This window comes from Streptomyces sp. NPDC058691, assembly GCF_042714775.1.
Classification (GTDB): Bacteria; Actinomycetota; Actinomycetes; order Streptomycetales; family Streptomycetaceae; genus Actinacidiphila.
This window is the reverse complement of sequence record NZ_JBHXSO010000005.1, coordinates 75,238-90,716: the sequence shown is the minus strand read 5'-3', so window position 1 is coordinate 90,716 and position 15,479 is coordinate 75,238. Positions and strand designations below refer to the sequence as shown.

Sequence of the window (15,479 nt, the reverse complement as noted above, 5' to 3'; positions counted from 1 at the left end):
TCACTCCACCTCTCCGATCTTCAGCATCTGGCGCATGTAGACGGCCATCACGCCGAGGAGCAGCAGCACGGTGATGACGGCGATGGCCGCGCCCGCGTCGTAGTCGTTGGCGACGAATGCCTGGTCGTACGAGTAGGTGGTGAGCACCTGGTAGTCGGGCTCGGGGTGGCCGTCGCGCATGAGGAAGACCTGCGGGAAGACGCCCATGTCCCAGATGACCGACAGGGTGGTCAGCATGACGATCAGCGGCTTGAGCACCGGAAGGGTGACATGCCGGAAGACCTTGACCGGCCCGGCGCCGTCCATGCGGGCGGCCTCCTCCAGCTCCTTGGGCACCTGGGTCAGGCCGGCGTGCAGGGTGATGGCGACGAAGGGGATGGCGCCCCAGACCACCATCAAGGTGATCACGAGGAAGCCCTGCTTGGTGTCGGTGAACCAGTTGTGGCCGCTGAAGTCGACCCCGGGCAGCCGGCTGAGCAGCCAGTTGAGGACGCCGTAGTCGCTGTCGAACATCCACTTGAAGACGGTGATGGCGACCACGATGGGCATCGCCCAGCTCGCCACCAGCGCGATGTTGATCAGCGTCTTCATCCAGGGCGAGACCCGCTGGAGCAGCAGCGCCACCGCCATTCCGAGGACGAGGGTGAGCAGCACCGCCGCGACGGTGAAGAGCAGGGTGCGCAGGACGACGGCCCAGAACTCCGAATCGCCGAGCACATGCGTGTAGTTGGCGAAGCCCTGCCAGTCGCCGGGCAGCCCCTGCCAGAGTTCGGCCTGCCCGTACTGCTTGAAGGACAGGGTGACCAGCCTGACCAGCGGGTACCCGAGGACCAGCACCAGGACGCCGATGGTCGGTGCGAGCAGGGTCCAGGGAAGCGCGGCCCCGCCCAGACGGCGTGGCCCCCGGCCCTGTCCCGCCGGCGGCCGCGGGCGCGGCACCTTTTCGAGCGGTGTGTCAACGGCACTCATCATGTGCTCCTCGGCTACTCCAGTCCCTGGCGTTCGCGCACCGGGGCCGGCCGCCCGTGGGCGGCCGGCCGGCGTCGATCACTGTGCTGCCCTGACCATCGGTCAGCCGGCGTTGATCACCGCGTTGATCTGGTCGTCTGCGGACTTCGCCGCGTCCTCGATGGACGCCTTGCCCACGGCGATGTCGTTGAGCATGTTCTGCAGGATCTGCTTCTTCTCGACCTGCAGCCAGCCCGGCGCGGTCGGGACGAACCAGGTGTTCTCGTTCGCGCGGGCCGAGGCGGCCGTCGCCGGGTCGTCCTTCAGCGGGGCGAGCAGGGACTTGGCGTTGGGCAGGTTGCCCTTGGAGATCAGGACCTTCTGGGCGGCCGTGTTGGTGAACTGGTTGATCCAGTCGGCGGCGAGGTCCTGCGCGGCGGACTTGGCCGGGATGACCAGGTCGGAGCCGCCGATGAAGTTCGGCAGCAGGTCGCCGTTCGGGCCGGGCAGCGCGAAGGTCTCCAGGTTGTCCTTGAGCTTGCCGGTCTTGTCCGTCTTCGGGTCGGCGGCGGCGCCGCCCTCCCAGCTGGCGCCGTAGATGAGCGCGGACTTGCCCTGGCCGTACACGATGTAGCGGTCGGACTCGTCCTTGTTCTTGTCGCCGTGGAAGTACTTGTCGAGCACGCCCTTCCAGGTCTTCAGGCCCTCGATGGACTTGGGGTCGGACAGCGAGGCGGTCCACTTGCCGCCGTCCTCCTTGGCGACGTCGCCGCCCGCGTCCTTGACGAAGGCCAGCGCGGTGTACCAGTCACGGCTGGGCTGGTACCAGGCGGAGAACTTGTCGCCGTTCTTCTTCTGGATCTTGTCGAGCGCGTCGGTCAGCTCGGCCCAGGTGGCCGGGGCCTTGGTGACGCCCGCCGCCTTGGCGACGTCCTTGCGCCAGGTGCCGACACGGGCACCGGCGTAGTAAGGGACGCCGTAGGTCTTGCCGTTGTACGTGACCGAGCCCTCCAGGGCGTCCAGCCAGTCGCCGGAGTTCTCGAACTTGCTCTTGTCGATCGGGGCGAACGCGCCCTTGACCAGGTAGCCGAGCGTCTCGGTGTTGCCCATCTCGACCACGTCCGGCACCTTCTTGGTGGCGAGCACGGCGTCGAGCTTCTGGTTCTTGGCGGTCCACTCGTAGTACTCGTGGTGGATCTTCACGCCCTTGTGCGCGGCCGTGAAGGCATCGTCCGCCTGCTTCACCAGCTCGGGCCAGTTCTTCTGTGCGTCGACCGTCAGCCAGACGGTGATCTCCTTGGGCGCGGCGGCCTTGTCGGAGCCCTTGTCGTCCGAACCGCAGGCCGCAACGCCGGCGACCATGACTGCGACACCGATCGCCGCGATCAGCTTGCGCTTCACAACACCCTCCCCAGGGCAGTGATTACCAAGTGGTGTAGACCAGTGCCCGAAGCTTGGCCTAGACCTTTAGGGGTGTCAAGGGTGTATAAGAGCACCGGTCGCGTCCGTTACCGGACCGACATCTGGGCCCGTAACGCGATTTGGGCCCCGACCGTGCCACGATGTGAGCCGCGAATGACGGAGGAGCCGGTGACGGCAGCACGACAGCACTCGGGAGCAGAGGCGATGGACAGCGACGGCGAGGCCGGACCGGCGGTGACGGAGTCCGCCGAGGCAGCGGCGACCGCGGCCGGACGAACCGCCCGGGTGCCCAAGTACTACGGGCTCAAGCGCCATCTGCTGGAGCTGACGCAGACCATGCCGCCCGGCTCGCCGGTGCCTCCGGAACGTACCCTGGCGGCGGAGTTCGACACCTCCCGCACCACCGTGCGCCAGGCGCTCCAGGAACTGGTCGTCGAGGGGCGGCTGGAGCGCATCCAGGGCAAGGGCACCTTCGTCGCCAAGCCGAAGGTCTCCCAGGCTCTGCAACTCACCTCGTACACCGAGGACATGCGGGCCCAGGGCTTGGAGCCCACCTCGCAGCTGCTGGACATCGGCTACATCACTGCCGACGACCGGCTGGCCGAACTGCTGGACATGAAGGCCGGCGGCCGCGTGCTGCGCATCGAGCGGCTGCGTCTGGCCAACGGCGAGCCGATGGCGATCGAGACCACCCACCTGTCGGCGAAGCGCTTTCCCGCGCTGCGCCGCAGCCTGGCCAAGTACTCCTCCCTCTACACCGCGCTCGCCGAGGTCTACGACGTGCGGCCGGCCGAGGCAGAGGAGACGATCGAGACCTCGCTGGCCACCCCGCGCGAGGCCGGACTGCTCGGCACCGACGTGGGCCTGCCGATGCTGCTGCTGTCGCGGCACTCCATCGACTCCGGCGGGCAGCCGGTGGAGTGGGTGCGCTCGGTCTACCGCGGCGACCGCTACAAGTTCGTGGCCCGTCTGCGGAGGCCGTAATTCCCGGAAGAACCCGGGAAGTTCCCGGATCGTTCCCGTCCGTGGAGATCGTTTCCATACCGCAATGCGGACGGGTAGTGACGTGCGCCGGAGCCTGACCTAGATTTCCTGCGCATTACACAGGAGTGAGATCAGGACGGAGCCGCAGCAATGTCCGAACAAACAACCGGAACTCCGGTCCGGCCACCGGTGGTCACCGCCACCCGCGTGATCGCCGGCGTCTGCCTCGTCATCCCGTTCGTCGCGATGCTCTGGGTCGGCTCGTACGCGAAGCTGACCCCGGAGTTCATCGGCATCCCGTTCTTCTACTGGTACCAGATGCTGTGGGTGTTCCTGTCCTCCGGGCTGACGTACACCGCGTACGTCCTGGTCCGCCGCGAGGAGCGGGCACGGAAGGAGGCGGCGAAGTGAAGGACGGGGTCAACGGCGTCGCGCTCGCCGTCTTCATCTTCTTCTTCGTGGTCGTCACGGTGCTCGGCTTCCTGGCCGCCCGCTGGCGCAGGGCCGAGAACGCGCTGCACCTGGACGAGTGGGGGCTCGGCGGCCGCAGCTTCGGCGGCTGGATCACCTGGTTCCTGCTGGGCGGTGACCTGTACACCGCCTACACCTTCGTGGCCGTTCCGGCGGCGGTGTACGCGGCGGGCGCGTCCGGCTTCTTCGCGGTGCCGTACACGATCCTGGTCTACCCGCTGGTCTTCATCTTCCTGCCGCGGCTGTGGTCGGTCTCCCACAAGCACGGCTACGTCACCACCTCGGACTTCGTCCGCGGCCGCTTCGGCTCCAAGGGCCTGTCGCTGGCGGTGGCCGTCACCGGCATCCTGGCCACCATGCCCTACATCGCGCTCCAGCTGGTCGGCATCCAGGCCGTGCTGGACGTGATGGGCGTGGGCGGCGGCGCGTCGTCCAACTGGTTCGTCAAGGACCTGCCGCTGCTGATCGCCTTCGGCGTGCTGGCGGCGTACACGTACTCCTCGGGCCTGCGCGCGCCGGCGCTGATCGCGTTCGTCAAGGACACCCTGATCTACATCGTCATCGCGGTGGCGATCATCTACATACCGATCAAACTGGGTGGCTTCGACGACATCTTCGCCAAGGCGAACGAGGCCTACACGCAGGTCAGCCCGGCCACCGGGAAGCCGCGCGGATCGCTGGCGCCGGGCGACACGGCCCAGTGGGCGTACGGGACGCTGGCGCTCGGCTCGGCCCTCGCGCTCTTCATGTACCCGCACTCGGTCACCGCGGTGCTCTCCAGCCGCAGCCGTGACGTCATCCGCCGCAACACCACCGTGCTGCCGCTGTACTCGCTGATGCTCGGCCTGCTGGCGATGCTCGGCTTCATGGCGCTGGCGAGCGGGGTCGGAGCGGGGATCACGGGCTACAACGGGCAGCTGGCGATCCCTCAGCTCTTCGAGAACATGTTCCCGTCCTGGTTCGCGGGCGTGGCCTTCGCCGCGATCGGCATCGGCGCCCTGGTGCCCGCCGCGATCATGTCGATCGCCGCGGCGAACCTGTTCACCCGCAACATCTACAAGGACTTCATCAAGCCGGACGCCACCCCGGCGCAGGAGACCCAGGTCTCCAAGATCGTCTCGCTGCTGGTCAAGGTCGGCGCGCTGGTCTTCGTCCTCACCATGGACAAGACGGTCGCCATCAACTTCCAGCTGCTGGGCGGCATCTGGATCCTGCAGACCTTCCCGGCCCTGGTCGGCGGACTGTTCACCCGCTGGTTCCACCGCTGGGCGCTGCTGGCCGGCTGGGCGGTCGGCATGGTCTACGGCACGTGGGTCGCCTACGGGGTCGCGAGCCCCGCCCAGAAGCACTTCGGCGGCTCATCCGACACCATCCCGGTCATCGGGCAGATCGGCTACATCGGCCTGACCGCCTTCGTGCTCAACGTGGTGGTCACGGTCGTCCTCACCGTGGTCCTGCGGGCCGTCAAGGCGCCCGAGGGCGTGGACGAGACGACGCAGAAGGACTACACCGCCGACGCCGGCGAGCCCGGCGTGCAGCGGGATCTGCCGGGGGATCACCCGGATCTGCCGGTCGCCGCCGGCCACTGACGGCCGGCTCCGGCCCACGGTCACGGGCCGCCGCCCTGGGACGGGGCGGCGGCCCGTCGTCATGCGGTCCGCGCCCGCTCGGGCCGGCGGAAGGTACGGCGGTACGCCTGCGGGGTGGTCCCCGTCCAGCGCGCGAAGTGGTGGCGCAGGTCCACGACCGGCACGCCTGAACCGGGCAATCTGTAACCGCCCCGACACAACATCTGGTGGCGTCACGAGCGGGCGCCACTAGATGTATGCTCAACTCCGCTGTCGCCGCAGGGGAAGCCGGTGGGAATCCGGGACTGCCCCGCAACGGTGTGCGGGCGCCTTGAGGCATGCCCGCGAGTCCGATACCTGCCGACGGCACCGTCCGGCGCGCCGTCCGGACGGTGAAGTGTCCGGGCCTCGCGGGTTGGGCCGGCGGACGCGCCGCGGCATGCCCTGCCCTGCGTGCGCCCCGTCATTCCTCCCGCGTCGTCGCCGTACGAGGGAGAGAGCACACGTGACCATCGCGCCCGCCGCACCCGTCGCCACATCGGAGCCGGCCTCAGCCGGCAGCGACCTGCTGCGCATCCTGACGGAACTGACCGCAGACCTCCCCGACACCGACCCCGGCCGGGTCGCCGCCGCCGCCTTGCGCGGCCGCAGCGCCGCCGCGGACGAGGCGGAACTGCGGGCGCTGGCCACGGAGGCCGCCGCCGGGCTGATCTCGGAGGACCCCCAGTACTCGCGCCTGGCGGCCCGGCTGCTGACGACCGCCATCGCCGAGGAGGCGGCCGGCGAGGGAGCGGTGTCCTTCTCCGCCTCCATCGCCGTCGGCCACCGCGAGGGCCTGATCGCCGACGGCACCGCCGAGTTCGTCGCCACCCACGCCGCCCGGCTGGACGGCCTGGTCGACGCCGCCCTCGCCGGCCGCGCCGACGACCGCTTCGGCTACTTCGGCCTGCGCACCCTGCACAGCCGCTACCTGCTGCGCCACCCGATCACCCGCCAGGTCATCGAGACCCCGCAGCACTTCATGCTCCGGGTGGCCTGCGGTCTCGCCGAGGACCACACCACCCGCGCGCTGGACGAGGTCGCCGCGCTCTACGGACTGATGAGCCGGCTGGACTACCTGCCCAGCTCCCCCACGCTCTTCAACTCCGGTACCCGGCACCCGCAGATGTCCTCCTGCTACCTGCTGGACTCCCCGCTGGACGAGCTGGACTCGATCTACGACCGCTACCACCAGGTCGCTCGGCTGTCGAAGCACGCCGGCGGCATCGGCCTGTCGTACTCCCGCATCCGCTCCCGCGGTTCGCTGATCCGCGGCACCAACGGCCACTCCAACGGCATCGTGCCGTTCCTGCGCACCCTCGACGCCTCCGTCGCCGCCGTGAACCAGGGCGGCCGCCGCAAGGGCGCGGCCTGCGTCTACCTGGAGACCTGGCACGCGGACATCGAGGAGTTCCTGGAGCTGCGCGACAACACCGGTGAGGAGGCGCGCCGCACCCACAACCTCAACCTGGCGCACTGGATCCCGGACGAGTTCATGCGCCGCGTCGACGCCGACGGCGACTGGTCGCTGTTCTCCCCCGCCGACGTGCCCGGCCTGGTCGACCTGTGGGGCGAGGAGTTCGACGCCGCCTACCGCGAGGCCGAGGCCGCGGGCCTGGCCCGCAGGACCCTTCCGGCCCGCGAGCTGTACGGCCGCATGATGCGCACCCTCGCGCAGACCGGCAACGGCTGGATGACCTTCAAGGACGCCTCCAACCGCACCGCCAACCAGACCGCCGAGCCCGGCCGGGTCATCCACTCCTCCAACCTCTGCACGGAGATCCTGGAGGTCACGAACGACGGCGAGACCGCGGTCTGCAACCTCGGCTCGGTCAACCTCGCCGCCTTCGTCCTCGCCGGCGCCGCCGATCGGCACGAAACCGGCGCGGACGTCATCGACTGGGAGCGGCTGGACGCCACCGTCCGCACCGCCGTGACCTTCCTCGACCGCGTGGTGGACATCAACTTCTACCCCACCGGCCAGGCCGCCTCCTCCAACGAGCGCTGGCGCCCGGTGGGCCTGGGTGTGATGGGCCTGCAGGACGTCTTCTTCAAGCTGCGGCTGCCCTTCGACTCCGCGCAGGCCACGGCGCTGTCCACGCGGATCGCCGAGCGCATCATGCTCGCCGCGTACGAGGCCTCCTGCGACCTGGCCGAGCGCCACGGCCCGCACCCGGCCTGGTCCGAGACGCGTGCCGCCCGCGGCGTCCTGCACCCCGACCACTACGCGACCGAGGCGAACTGGCCCGAGCGCTGGGACGCGCTGCGCGCCCGCGTCGCCACGACCGGCATGCGCAACTCGCTGCTGCTCGCCATCGCCCCGACCGCGACGATCGCCTCCATCGCGGGCGTCTACGAGTGCATCGAGCCGCAGGTCTCCAACCTCTTCAAGCGCGAGACGCTGAGCGGTGAGTTCCTCCAGGTCAACTCCTACCTGGTGGACGAGCTGAAGAAGCTCGGCGTCTGGGACGCGCAGACCCGCGACGCCCTGCGCGAGTCCAACGGCTCCGTCGAGGGCTTCAACTGGATCCCCGCCGACGTCCGCGCCCTGTACCGCACCGCCTGGGAGCTCCCGCAGCGCGCCCTGATCGACATGGCCGCGGCCCGTACGCCGTACCTCGACCAGAGCCAGTCGCTCAACCTCTTCATGGCCGCGCCCACCATCGGCAAACTCAGCTCGATGTACGCGTACGCCTGGAAGCAGGGCCTGAAGACGACGTACTACCTGCGCTCCCGCCCGGCCACCCGCATCGCCCAGTCCGCCCGCGCGGCCGCCCCGGCGATCATCCCCGTCCAGCAGGCCACGCCCGACGCCGACGCGATCGCCTGCTCCCTTGAGAACCCCGAGTCCTGCGAGGCCTGCCAGTAATGAGCTCCACCAAGAACCTGCTCGACCCGGGCTTCGAGCTGACCCTGCGTCCGATGCGCTACCCGGACTTCTACGAGCGCTACCGCGACGCGATCAAGAACACCTGGACCGTGGAGGAGGTCGACCTCCACTCCGACGTCGCCGACCTCGCCAAGCTCTCGCCCGGCGAGCAGCACATGATCGGCCGCCTGGTCGCGTTCTTCGCCACCGGCGACTCGATCGTGGCCAACAACCTCGTGCTGACGCTCTACAAGCACATCAACTCCCCCGAGGCGCGGCTGTACCTGTCGCGGCAGCTCTTCGAGGAGGCCGTGCACGTCCAGTTCTACTTGACGCTGCTCGACACCTACCTCCCCGACCCCGAGGAGCGCGCGGCCGCCTTCGACGCGGTGGAGAGCATCCCCTCCATTCGCGAGAAGGCGCAGTTCTGCTTCCGCTGGATGGACTCCGTGGAGTCCATGGACCGCCTGGAGAGCAAGGCGGACCGCCGCCGCTTCCTCCTCAACCTGATCTGCTTCGCGGCGTGCATCGAGGGCCTGTTCTTCTACGGCGCCTTCGCCTACGTCTACTGGTTCCGGTCCCGCGGCCTGCTGCACGGCCTGGCCACCGGCACCAACTGGGTGTTCCGCGACGAGTCCATGCACATGGACTTCGCCTTCCACGTGGTCGACACCGTCCGCCGGGAGGAGCCCGACCTCTTCGACGAGGAGATGGGCAAACAGGTCACCGCCATGCTGGAGGAGGCCGTCGAGGCCGAGTTGCAGTTCGCCCGCGACCTGTGCGGCGACGGCCTGCCCGGCATGAACACCGACTCCATGCGCGAGTACCTGCAGTGCGTCGCCGACCAGCGCCTGGTGCGCCTCGGCCTGCCGGCCCGCTACGGCTCGGAGAACCCGTTCTCCTTCATGGAGCTGCAGAACGTCCAGGAGCTGACCAACTTCTTCGAGCGCCGCGCCTCCGCCTACCAGGTGGCGGTCGAGGGCTCGGTCTCCTTCGACGACGACTTCTGATCCGGACCGCGGGACGGGGCTGCAGGCGGCAACGGCCGCCTGCAGCCCCGTCGTTCGTCAGCCGGCCAGAATGCGGTGACCCGGAGGACGCCGGGCTCGTACTCCCAAGCCCGGCTCACTCACCCACCGCCGCGCGGGCCTCGCCGAAAACGGCCCGGATCTCGGCCATGGCTGCTCCATCCCGGCAAGGCGGTGAGGTGCCACCAGCGCGAGCGCCGCGCGGAGTGCGTCGGGCGTTCTCTCCGGCCGTGCGATGAGCACTTCCCCGTGGTGCCCGGGCCGGGTGGTCATCGTGCGGCGCTCCTCGGGATACCGCGGTTCAGCCTGTCCGCGGCGGCGGCTCAGTCGTTCGGGACGGTCTCGTACTTCGGCGTCAGCTCTGCCATCTGCTTCAGCGCGTCCTTGCGGTCGCGCTTGGAGAGCCGGTCGATGTAGAGGTAGCCGTTGATGTGGTCCGTCTCGTGCTGGAGGCAGCGGGCGAAGAAGCCGGTGCCCTGGACGACGACGGGGTTGCCGTGCAGGTCCTGGCCGCGGCAGACCGCGAAGTCGGGGCGCGGGAGTTCGGCGTAGGCGCCGGGGACGGACAGGCAGCCCTCGTTGCCGTCGTCGAGGACGCGCCGCGCGGCGGGGAGCTCGTCGATGACCGGGTTGACGACGTGGCCGACGTGGCGGACGCCGTCGTCGTCCGGGCAGTCGTAGACGAAGACGCGCAGGTTCACGCCGATCTGGTTCGCGGCGAGACCGACGCCCTCCGCGGCGCGCTGGCTGGCGAACATGTCGTCGATGAGGGCGGCCAGGTCGTCGTCGAAGGACGTGACCGGGTTGCACGGGTGGTGCAGGACCGGGTTGCCGACGACCGTGATGGGACGGGCCGTGCCGCGGGCGCGGTGGGCCGCCTCACGCTCCTCGGCGTCCGTCACGTCGTCGGTGAATGCGGTCTGCTCGGTGTCCTGCTGCGACATGGTCCGTCGTACGCCTTCCTGGGGCCTGCTCCAACGCTGGATAGCCCATCAAGGGTACGTGCACCCGAGCGGGTCAGCAGACCTCTTCGAGATCACGCCAGTCCCGGGTGTCCGGGCTGTCCGCCACCCAGCTGTCCAGCAGCCCGCGCACCAGCCCCACGGGGGCGGCGATCCCGCACTCCCGCTCAGGGGCCCACAGGGCGCCCGGGCTGCGGTGGCTGAGGTGCCCGGGGTGGCCCGGCTCGCCCTGGTCGTGGGGGTCGCGGGAGGCGTCGGAGCCGTCGTCGGTGGGCATCCGGCTCTCCGAGCACGTGCGGCACAGCAGCCGAACGGAGGACGACCAGTCCTCGGCGGCGTAGCCCGCGTCGGCGGCCAGCTGCTCCAGCGCGTCGCGATCGGCCTCGGTGGCCGCCTCCAGCAGCACCAGCCAGGTCGGCACGGGAGAGGGCGCCCACAGCTCGATCTCGTCGAAGACCGGATACGTCGCGCCGTCGGCGGTGCGGCGCTCGCCGTGCGGCACGCCGTCGTGGAGGACGACCTCGCCCCAGCGGCGCCCGGAGGAGGGCAGCGGGATGCTCAGCACCTCGATCCGGGCCGGGTCGAGCCGGCGGCCCCACACCACCTCGGCCTCGCCCTCAGGGGAGAGCCGCACGGTGGAACTGCCGAGTTCCATGTCGATCGGGCCGGTGCCGGCGGTGTCGGGCCGCAGGCCGTAGGCCTGCCAGGCGCGCCGGGCCAGCGGCCAGTCCTGCAGCGCGGTGGCGGCGATGCCGACGTTCCACCAGTCGGGGGCTCCGGGGGCCCGGTCGAGGAGGGCGACGGCCCGCAGGCCGGTGGTGCGGGCCTGCTCCCAGTCGTGCCGGAACTTGTGCAGCAGTGCGAGGTTGTACCAGGACTCCGAGCGCCAGGGCTCCAGATCCGCGGCGCGGATGAGGAGCGCGCCGGCGTCCTCGTACCGCCCGTCGCTGATCAGGGTGAACGCGCGATCGGTCGCCTGCCGCCAGGTGGCGGAGGGCCGATGGCGTGCCCTGCCGAAGATCCTCAAGGTGTCCCGCCTGCCGTTCGCTTTCGCTGGTGCTCCACGGTGCCCCGTCCGTCCCCCCACGTCCCGTGCTCAGCGGTGCTCATCAGTCCTCCTTGCCATCGGCAGGGCCTGTCACACACGGCCGGGCTTGTCGGTTTGGCAGCATGGGCGACATGCGTGCCTCTTGGGCGCTCTGCGCCCCTGCGGGCATCCAACCATGCCCCTTGGTACGCCCGCTCATTACCGGCCGGTTCACTGCCCTCCCCTGGCAATGACCCTGGTCAGGGCCTCGACCACGCGGGGGTCGTATTCCTGGGCGGTGTCCAGGCGCAATCGTTCCAGCGCCTGCAGTCCCCGGCCCACGGCGGCCCCGCCCCCGGCCAGGTCCTCGTAGGCGTTGGCCGTACGCACGATCCGCCCGGCGAGCGGCTGTTCGCGGTAGGGATCGGCCTGGGCCTCCACGATCCTGGCGACTTCCTCCGGCGCCCCCGTCCGGCGTACGACGGCCGCTCCCAGCAGGGCGATGCGGCGGCGTTCCGCGGGGTCCAGGGGCACGGTCGCGCCACCGGGTACCGGGTCCACAAGGGAGAGTTGGCCGATGTCGTGCAGGAGGGCGGCGTGCTCCACTGCGGCCAGCGCCCGTCCGCCCAGGCCGAGTTCCCTGCCCAGCGCGTGACTGAGCGCGCCGACCCGGCGGGCGTGGCCGGCCGGGGTGTAGCCCGCGAGGTCGGTGGCGCGGGCGAGCGAGGCGACCGTCGCATGCCGCGTCGCCCGGATCGCCGCGTGGCGCCGGAAGGCGGTCTGCGTCAGGAGCAGCGGCACCGCGCACACCGGTACCGCCCACAGCCCCGCCGCCTGCACCGCCTGGGCCAGCACCGCCCCGCCCGCGCACACCGCCGACCCCACGCCGGGCAGCGCGGCCACCTCGTCCCTCAGCACCGGCGTGAAGGGTTCCCTCGTACGGGCGGCGGTCAGCCAGGCGGCCAGGACGGCGTCGCACAGGATGGTGCTGGCGAGCAGCAGCACGGCGTACACCGGGTGGCCGCCGCTGCCGCCGTACAGCGGCTGCGCGCAGGCCGCCGCGAAGCCGGTGGTGAGGACCCGCCGGGCGGCGGCGTCCCACGTCCCGCCGCGCACCCGTCCGGCGAGCACGGCGCACCCGACGACCGTGACCACGACGGGCACCGCCTCCGTGCCCACCAGCGCGTACCCCAGCGCCCCGGCGAACGCCACGGGCGCCGCCTCGCGGCCGTCGGCCTCGGCGACCCGGAGCACCTCGCCGACCACGATGAGCGCGCCGAACACGGCGGCGGACGCCGGGTCGGCCACCCCGTGCACGGCCGTCCACCCGAGCCCGGCGGCACCGGCCGCGAGAGCGAGGGCGTGCACCACGTGCGCGACCGACGGGGTCCGCCGGCGGTGGTGGCGGCGCCGCAACAGCCCGGCCGCGGCGGCCACCGCGTCTGCCGCCGGTGTGGCGCGCCGGTGCCCCCGGCCGCCCGGTACGGTCACGCCCGCCGCCCCTTGCCCGCGCGGCGGCCGGGCGCGCGGTCCGCGCCGCCGTGACCACGGGCGTGCCGGCGGGGCGCGACGACCCGTCCGGCCACCGGGGTGACGTCGGCGGGACCGGGAGCGGCGAAAGGTTCCGGCTCGTCCGTGGTCAGCGCGGGGTTCCAGCCGTCGCGGTCCACGACGCGCACCAGCGCCTCCACCATCTCGGGGTCGAAGTGGCGGCCGGAGCACCGCCGTAGTTCCCCCAGCGCCTCGCCGACGTCCCGGGCGGGCTGGTAACTGCGCGCCGACGTCATGGCGTCGAAGGCGTCGGCCACCGCGACGACGCGGGCCGAGGAGGGGATGGCGTCGCCGGCCAGGCCGTGCGGATAGCCGGAGCCGTCCATGCGCTCGTGGTGGTGGAGGATCGCCGACCGGGCGTCGTCCAGGAAGTCGATGCCGCGCACGATGTCGTGGCCGTAGCCGGGGTGGAGTTCGATGATGCGGCGTTCCTCGGGGGTGAGCGGGCCGTCCTTGCGCAGCACGCGCGTCGGGACGCCGATCTTGCCGATGTCGTGCAGGATGCCCGCCAGCCGCAGGGCCTCCACGCGGTCGGCCGGCAGGCCGATCTCGCGGGCGATCAGGGCCGAGGCGCGGCCGACGCGTTCGCTGTGGCCCCGGGTGTAGCGGTCCTTGATCTCCACGGCCTGCACCAGGGCGCGCACCGTGGCCTGGTGGGTGGCGCGTTCCCGCTGCGCCTGCTCGGCGACCCAGCGCGCGATGTGGGTCGGCAGCAGCGCCAGGACCGCGGCGAGGCTTCCGTACGGCCCCTGCCAGAGCACCGCGGCCAGCAGGCCCACCAGCGCGTACGTGAGGTGCGGTGCGAGGGAGCCGAGCAGGGCGCCGCGCCACGCGGGGACCGCGGGCACGCGTTCGGCGGCGACCAGCACCCCGCCGGTCAGTGCGGCCGACACCAGCCAGAACGCCAGTGCCGCGCCCGCGGCGGGGAGCAGCAGCCCCGGCAGCCGGTCGGGCGGGCCGTCGTCGAGCAGGCCGCGCACTCGGGCCGCCGCGTAAGCGGCCAGCGACAGCTGTGCGGCGTGCCACACCCGGCGCACCCCGCGGGGTTCGCCCCGTACCGGCGCGGCCAGCGCGCCGGGCACCGCCACGAGGGCGGCCGCGCCCGGCGGCAGCAGCAACGCGGCGGCGAAGACCACCGGCGGCAAGGGCGCGCGGGCCAGCTCACCGGCGAGGTACAGACCCGCCAGGAGAGTCGCGGTCAGCCAGGGAACGCCGTCGTACGGCGCCGTGACGAGCGCGCCGCAGGCCGACAGCACGACGGTGGGCAGGTAGACCCGCGCCACCGGCGGAAGTTCCCGCACCACCCGCATCGCACGCACGTGACGAGGCTAGGGGCGCGGCCGCCACCCGGCGGGAGAGCCGCCGCGATTCCCGCCTTCGGGTGATCCCGCGTGACCTCCCGCGATACGGGTGGGACTTCCGAAACGCGCCCTAGGAAGCCGCGGTGGTCGCGTCGCCGCCCTCGAGCGGGCTGGGGACCGGCGCGACCTCGCCCTCGCGGATCAGCTCGATCCGGGTGAGGACCTTGGACCGCAGGTCCGTGGGCACGTCGTCCTGGCCGCAGCAGCGCTTGACCAGCTTCTTGACGGCCTGCTCCAGTCCGTACTTCTCCAAGCAAGGGTGGCACTCGTCGAAGTGCTGCTTGAACTTGGCGCAGGCGTCGTCGGACATCTCGTTGTCCAGGTACTCGTAAAGGTGGTCGAGTACCTCGGAGCAATCCGTCTCATGCGCGTTGCCGCAGCTCATGTGCCCGAGCCCTTCTCGTCTCCCGCGCCCGCCGGAACGAGCCCGCGCTCCCGCGCGTAGTCCTCCAGCAGCGAGCGCAGCTGCCGCCGCCCCCGGTGCAGACGGGACATCACCGTACCGATGGGCGTACCCATGATGTCGGCGATCTCCTTGTACGCAAAGCCTTCGACGTCCGCGAGATACACCGCGATCCGGAATTCCTCCGGAATGGCCTGCAGTGCCTGCTTCACATCGGAGTCGGGCAGGTGGTCCAGCGCCTGGGACTCGGCGGAGCGCAGGCCCGTGGACATGTGCGACTCGGCACGCGCCAGCTGCCAGTCCTCGATCTCCTCCGTGCCGCTGCGCTGGGGCTCGCGCTGCTTCTTGCGGTAGGAGTTGATGAAGCTGTTGGTGAGGATGCGGTACAGCCACGCCTTGAGGTTGGTTCCCTCGCGGAACTGGTGGAAGGACGCGTACGCCTTGGCGTACGTCTCCTGGACCAGGTCCTCGGCGTCGGCCGGGTTGCGGGTCATGCGCAGCGCCGCCGAGTACATCTGGTCGAGGTACTCCAGGGCGTCCCGCTCGAAGCGCGCACTGCGCTCCAGGTCCGATTCCTGGGATACCTGGACCTGCTCGTGTACCTCGGACGTACTGTCGTCGGTGCCGCTGACCGGACCCACCTCCTCCACGACGGTCACGGGGCCATACACGGACCCCACGCCATCGGAGGATATCCCGGGCGGGATCGGTGCGCTGGTCGTGCCCGCCGTACCACCCGTCGCCGGCCACTCGGGCCAGGCCAGGTAAGGCGCCTCGGCACGGGCGCGGCATGCGGCTGTCGCCATGCGGCTTCCTCACTGTACGTACGAACTTTCGTCTGGACGC

At 71.0% G+C, this 15,479-nt stretch carries 13 protein-coding genes and 1 riboswitch; of the genes, 5 read left to right on the top strand and 8 right to left on the bottom strand.

Features of this window, described 5'->3' with window-relative positions; genetic code table 11:
* Window positions 1–969, bottom strand: coding sequence for a carbohydrate ABC transporter permease (locus ACFWVC_RS05545; protein ID WP_384278128.1), 969 nt, complete (start codon window positions 967–969; stop codon window positions 1–3).
* A 102-nt stretch (window positions 970–1,071) separates the two neighbouring features.
* On the bottom strand, window positions 1,072–2,349 hold the full coding sequence (locus ACFWVC_RS05540) for an extracellular solute-binding protein (RefSeq protein WP_384278122.1): 1,278 nt from the start codon (window positions 2,347–2,349) through the stop codon (window positions 1,072–1,074).
* Between the two features lie 225 nt (window positions 2,350–2,574).
* Between ACFWVC_RS05540 and ACFWVC_RS05535 the strand changes: the two genes are divergently transcribed.
* The 5 genes from ACFWVC_RS05535 to ACFWVC_RS05515 all read left to right on the top strand — a co-directional run bounded on the left by ACFWVC_RS05535 (window position 2,575) and on the right by ACFWVC_RS05515 (window position 9,311).
* The gene (locus ACFWVC_RS05535) at window positions 2,575–3,354 is read left to right on the top strand and encodes a GntR family transcriptional regulator (protein WP_384278641.1); all 780 of its coding nucleotides are present in this window, start codon (window positions 2,575–2,577) and stop codon (window positions 3,352–3,354) included.
* Window positions 3,355–3,504: 150 nt separating this feature from the next.
* Window positions 3,505–3,765: a DUF3311 domain-containing protein gene (locus tag ACFWVC_RS05530; RefSeq protein WP_384278115.1), complete on the top strand. Its 261-nt coding sequence runs from the start codon at window positions 3,505–3,507 to the stop codon at window positions 3,763–3,765.
* Window positions 3,762–5,414, top strand: coding sequence for a monocarboxylate uptake permease MctP (mctP, locus tag ACFWVC_RS05525; protein ID WP_384278109.1), 1,653 nt, complete (start codon window positions 3,762–3,764; stop codon window positions 5,412–5,414). The genes ACFWVC_RS05530 and mctP overlap by 4 nt, the downstream gene beginning before the upstream one ends.
* A 229-nt stretch (window positions 5,415–5,643) precedes the next feature.
* Window positions 5,644–5,773: riboswitch (cobalamin riboswitch) on the top strand.
* Window positions 5,774–5,898: 125 nt separating this feature from the next.
* The gene (locus ACFWVC_RS05520; RefSeq protein ID WP_384278103.1) at window positions 5,899–8,301 is read left to right on the top strand and encodes a ribonucleoside-diphosphate reductase subunit alpha; all 2,403 of its coding nucleotides are present in this window, start codon (window positions 5,899–5,901) and stop codon (window positions 8,299–8,301) included.
* A complete protein-coding gene (locus ACFWVC_RS05515; RefSeq protein ID WP_384278096.1) occupies window positions 8,301–9,311 on the top strand; it encodes a ribonucleotide-diphosphate reductase subunit beta in 1,011 nt (336 codons plus the stop codon). Before ACFWVC_RS05520 ends, ACFWVC_RS05515 begins: the two co-directional genes overlap by 1 nt.
* A gap of 341 nt (window positions 9,312–9,652) precedes the next feature.
* Here the strand turns inward: ACFWVC_RS05515 and def are convergent, their stop codons facing one another.
* From def to ACFWVC_RS05485, 6 genes are all read right to left on the bottom strand, one after another.
* Window positions 9,653–10,273, bottom strand: coding sequence for a peptide deformylase (gene def / locus ACFWVC_RS05510; protein ID WP_384278089.1), 621 nt, complete (start codon window positions 10,271–10,273; stop codon window positions 9,653–9,655).
* A 73-nt stretch (window positions 10,274–10,346) separates the two neighbouring features.
* Window positions 10,347–11,318, bottom strand: a complete 972-nt coding sequence (locus ACFWVC_RS05505; protein ID WP_384278082.1) for a tetratricopeptide repeat protein — start codon at window positions 11,316–11,318, stop codon at window positions 10,347–10,349.
* 231 nt (window positions 11,319–11,549) lie between these two features.
* Window positions 11,550–12,734, bottom strand: coding sequence for an HD-GYP domain-containing protein (locus tag ACFWVC_RS05500; RefSeq protein WP_384278636.1), 1,185 nt, complete (start codon window positions 12,732–12,734; stop codon window positions 11,550–11,552).
* Window positions 12,735–12,805: 71 nt separating this feature from the next.
* Window positions 12,806–14,170 carry an HD domain-containing phosphohydrolase gene (locus tag ACFWVC_RS05495; protein WP_384278631.1) on the bottom strand — a complete coding sequence of 455 codons (1,365 nt, stop codon included), beginning with the start codon at window positions 14,168–14,170 and terminating at the stop codon, window positions 12,806–12,808.
* Window positions 14,171–14,300: 130 nt separating this feature from the next.
* Window positions 14,301–14,615, bottom strand: coding sequence for a mycothiol system anti-sigma-R factor (rsrA, locus tag ACFWVC_RS05490; RefSeq protein WP_384278075.1), 315 nt, complete (start codon window positions 14,613–14,615; stop codon window positions 14,301–14,303).
* Entirely contained in the window at window positions 14,612–15,274 is a 663-nt protein-coding gene (locus ACFWVC_RS05485; protein WP_384278624.1) for a sigma-70 family RNA polymerase sigma factor, read from the bottom strand. Before ACFWVC_RS05485 ends, rsrA begins: the two co-directional genes overlap by 4 nt.
* Window positions 15,275–15,479 lie beyond the last annotated feature (205 nt).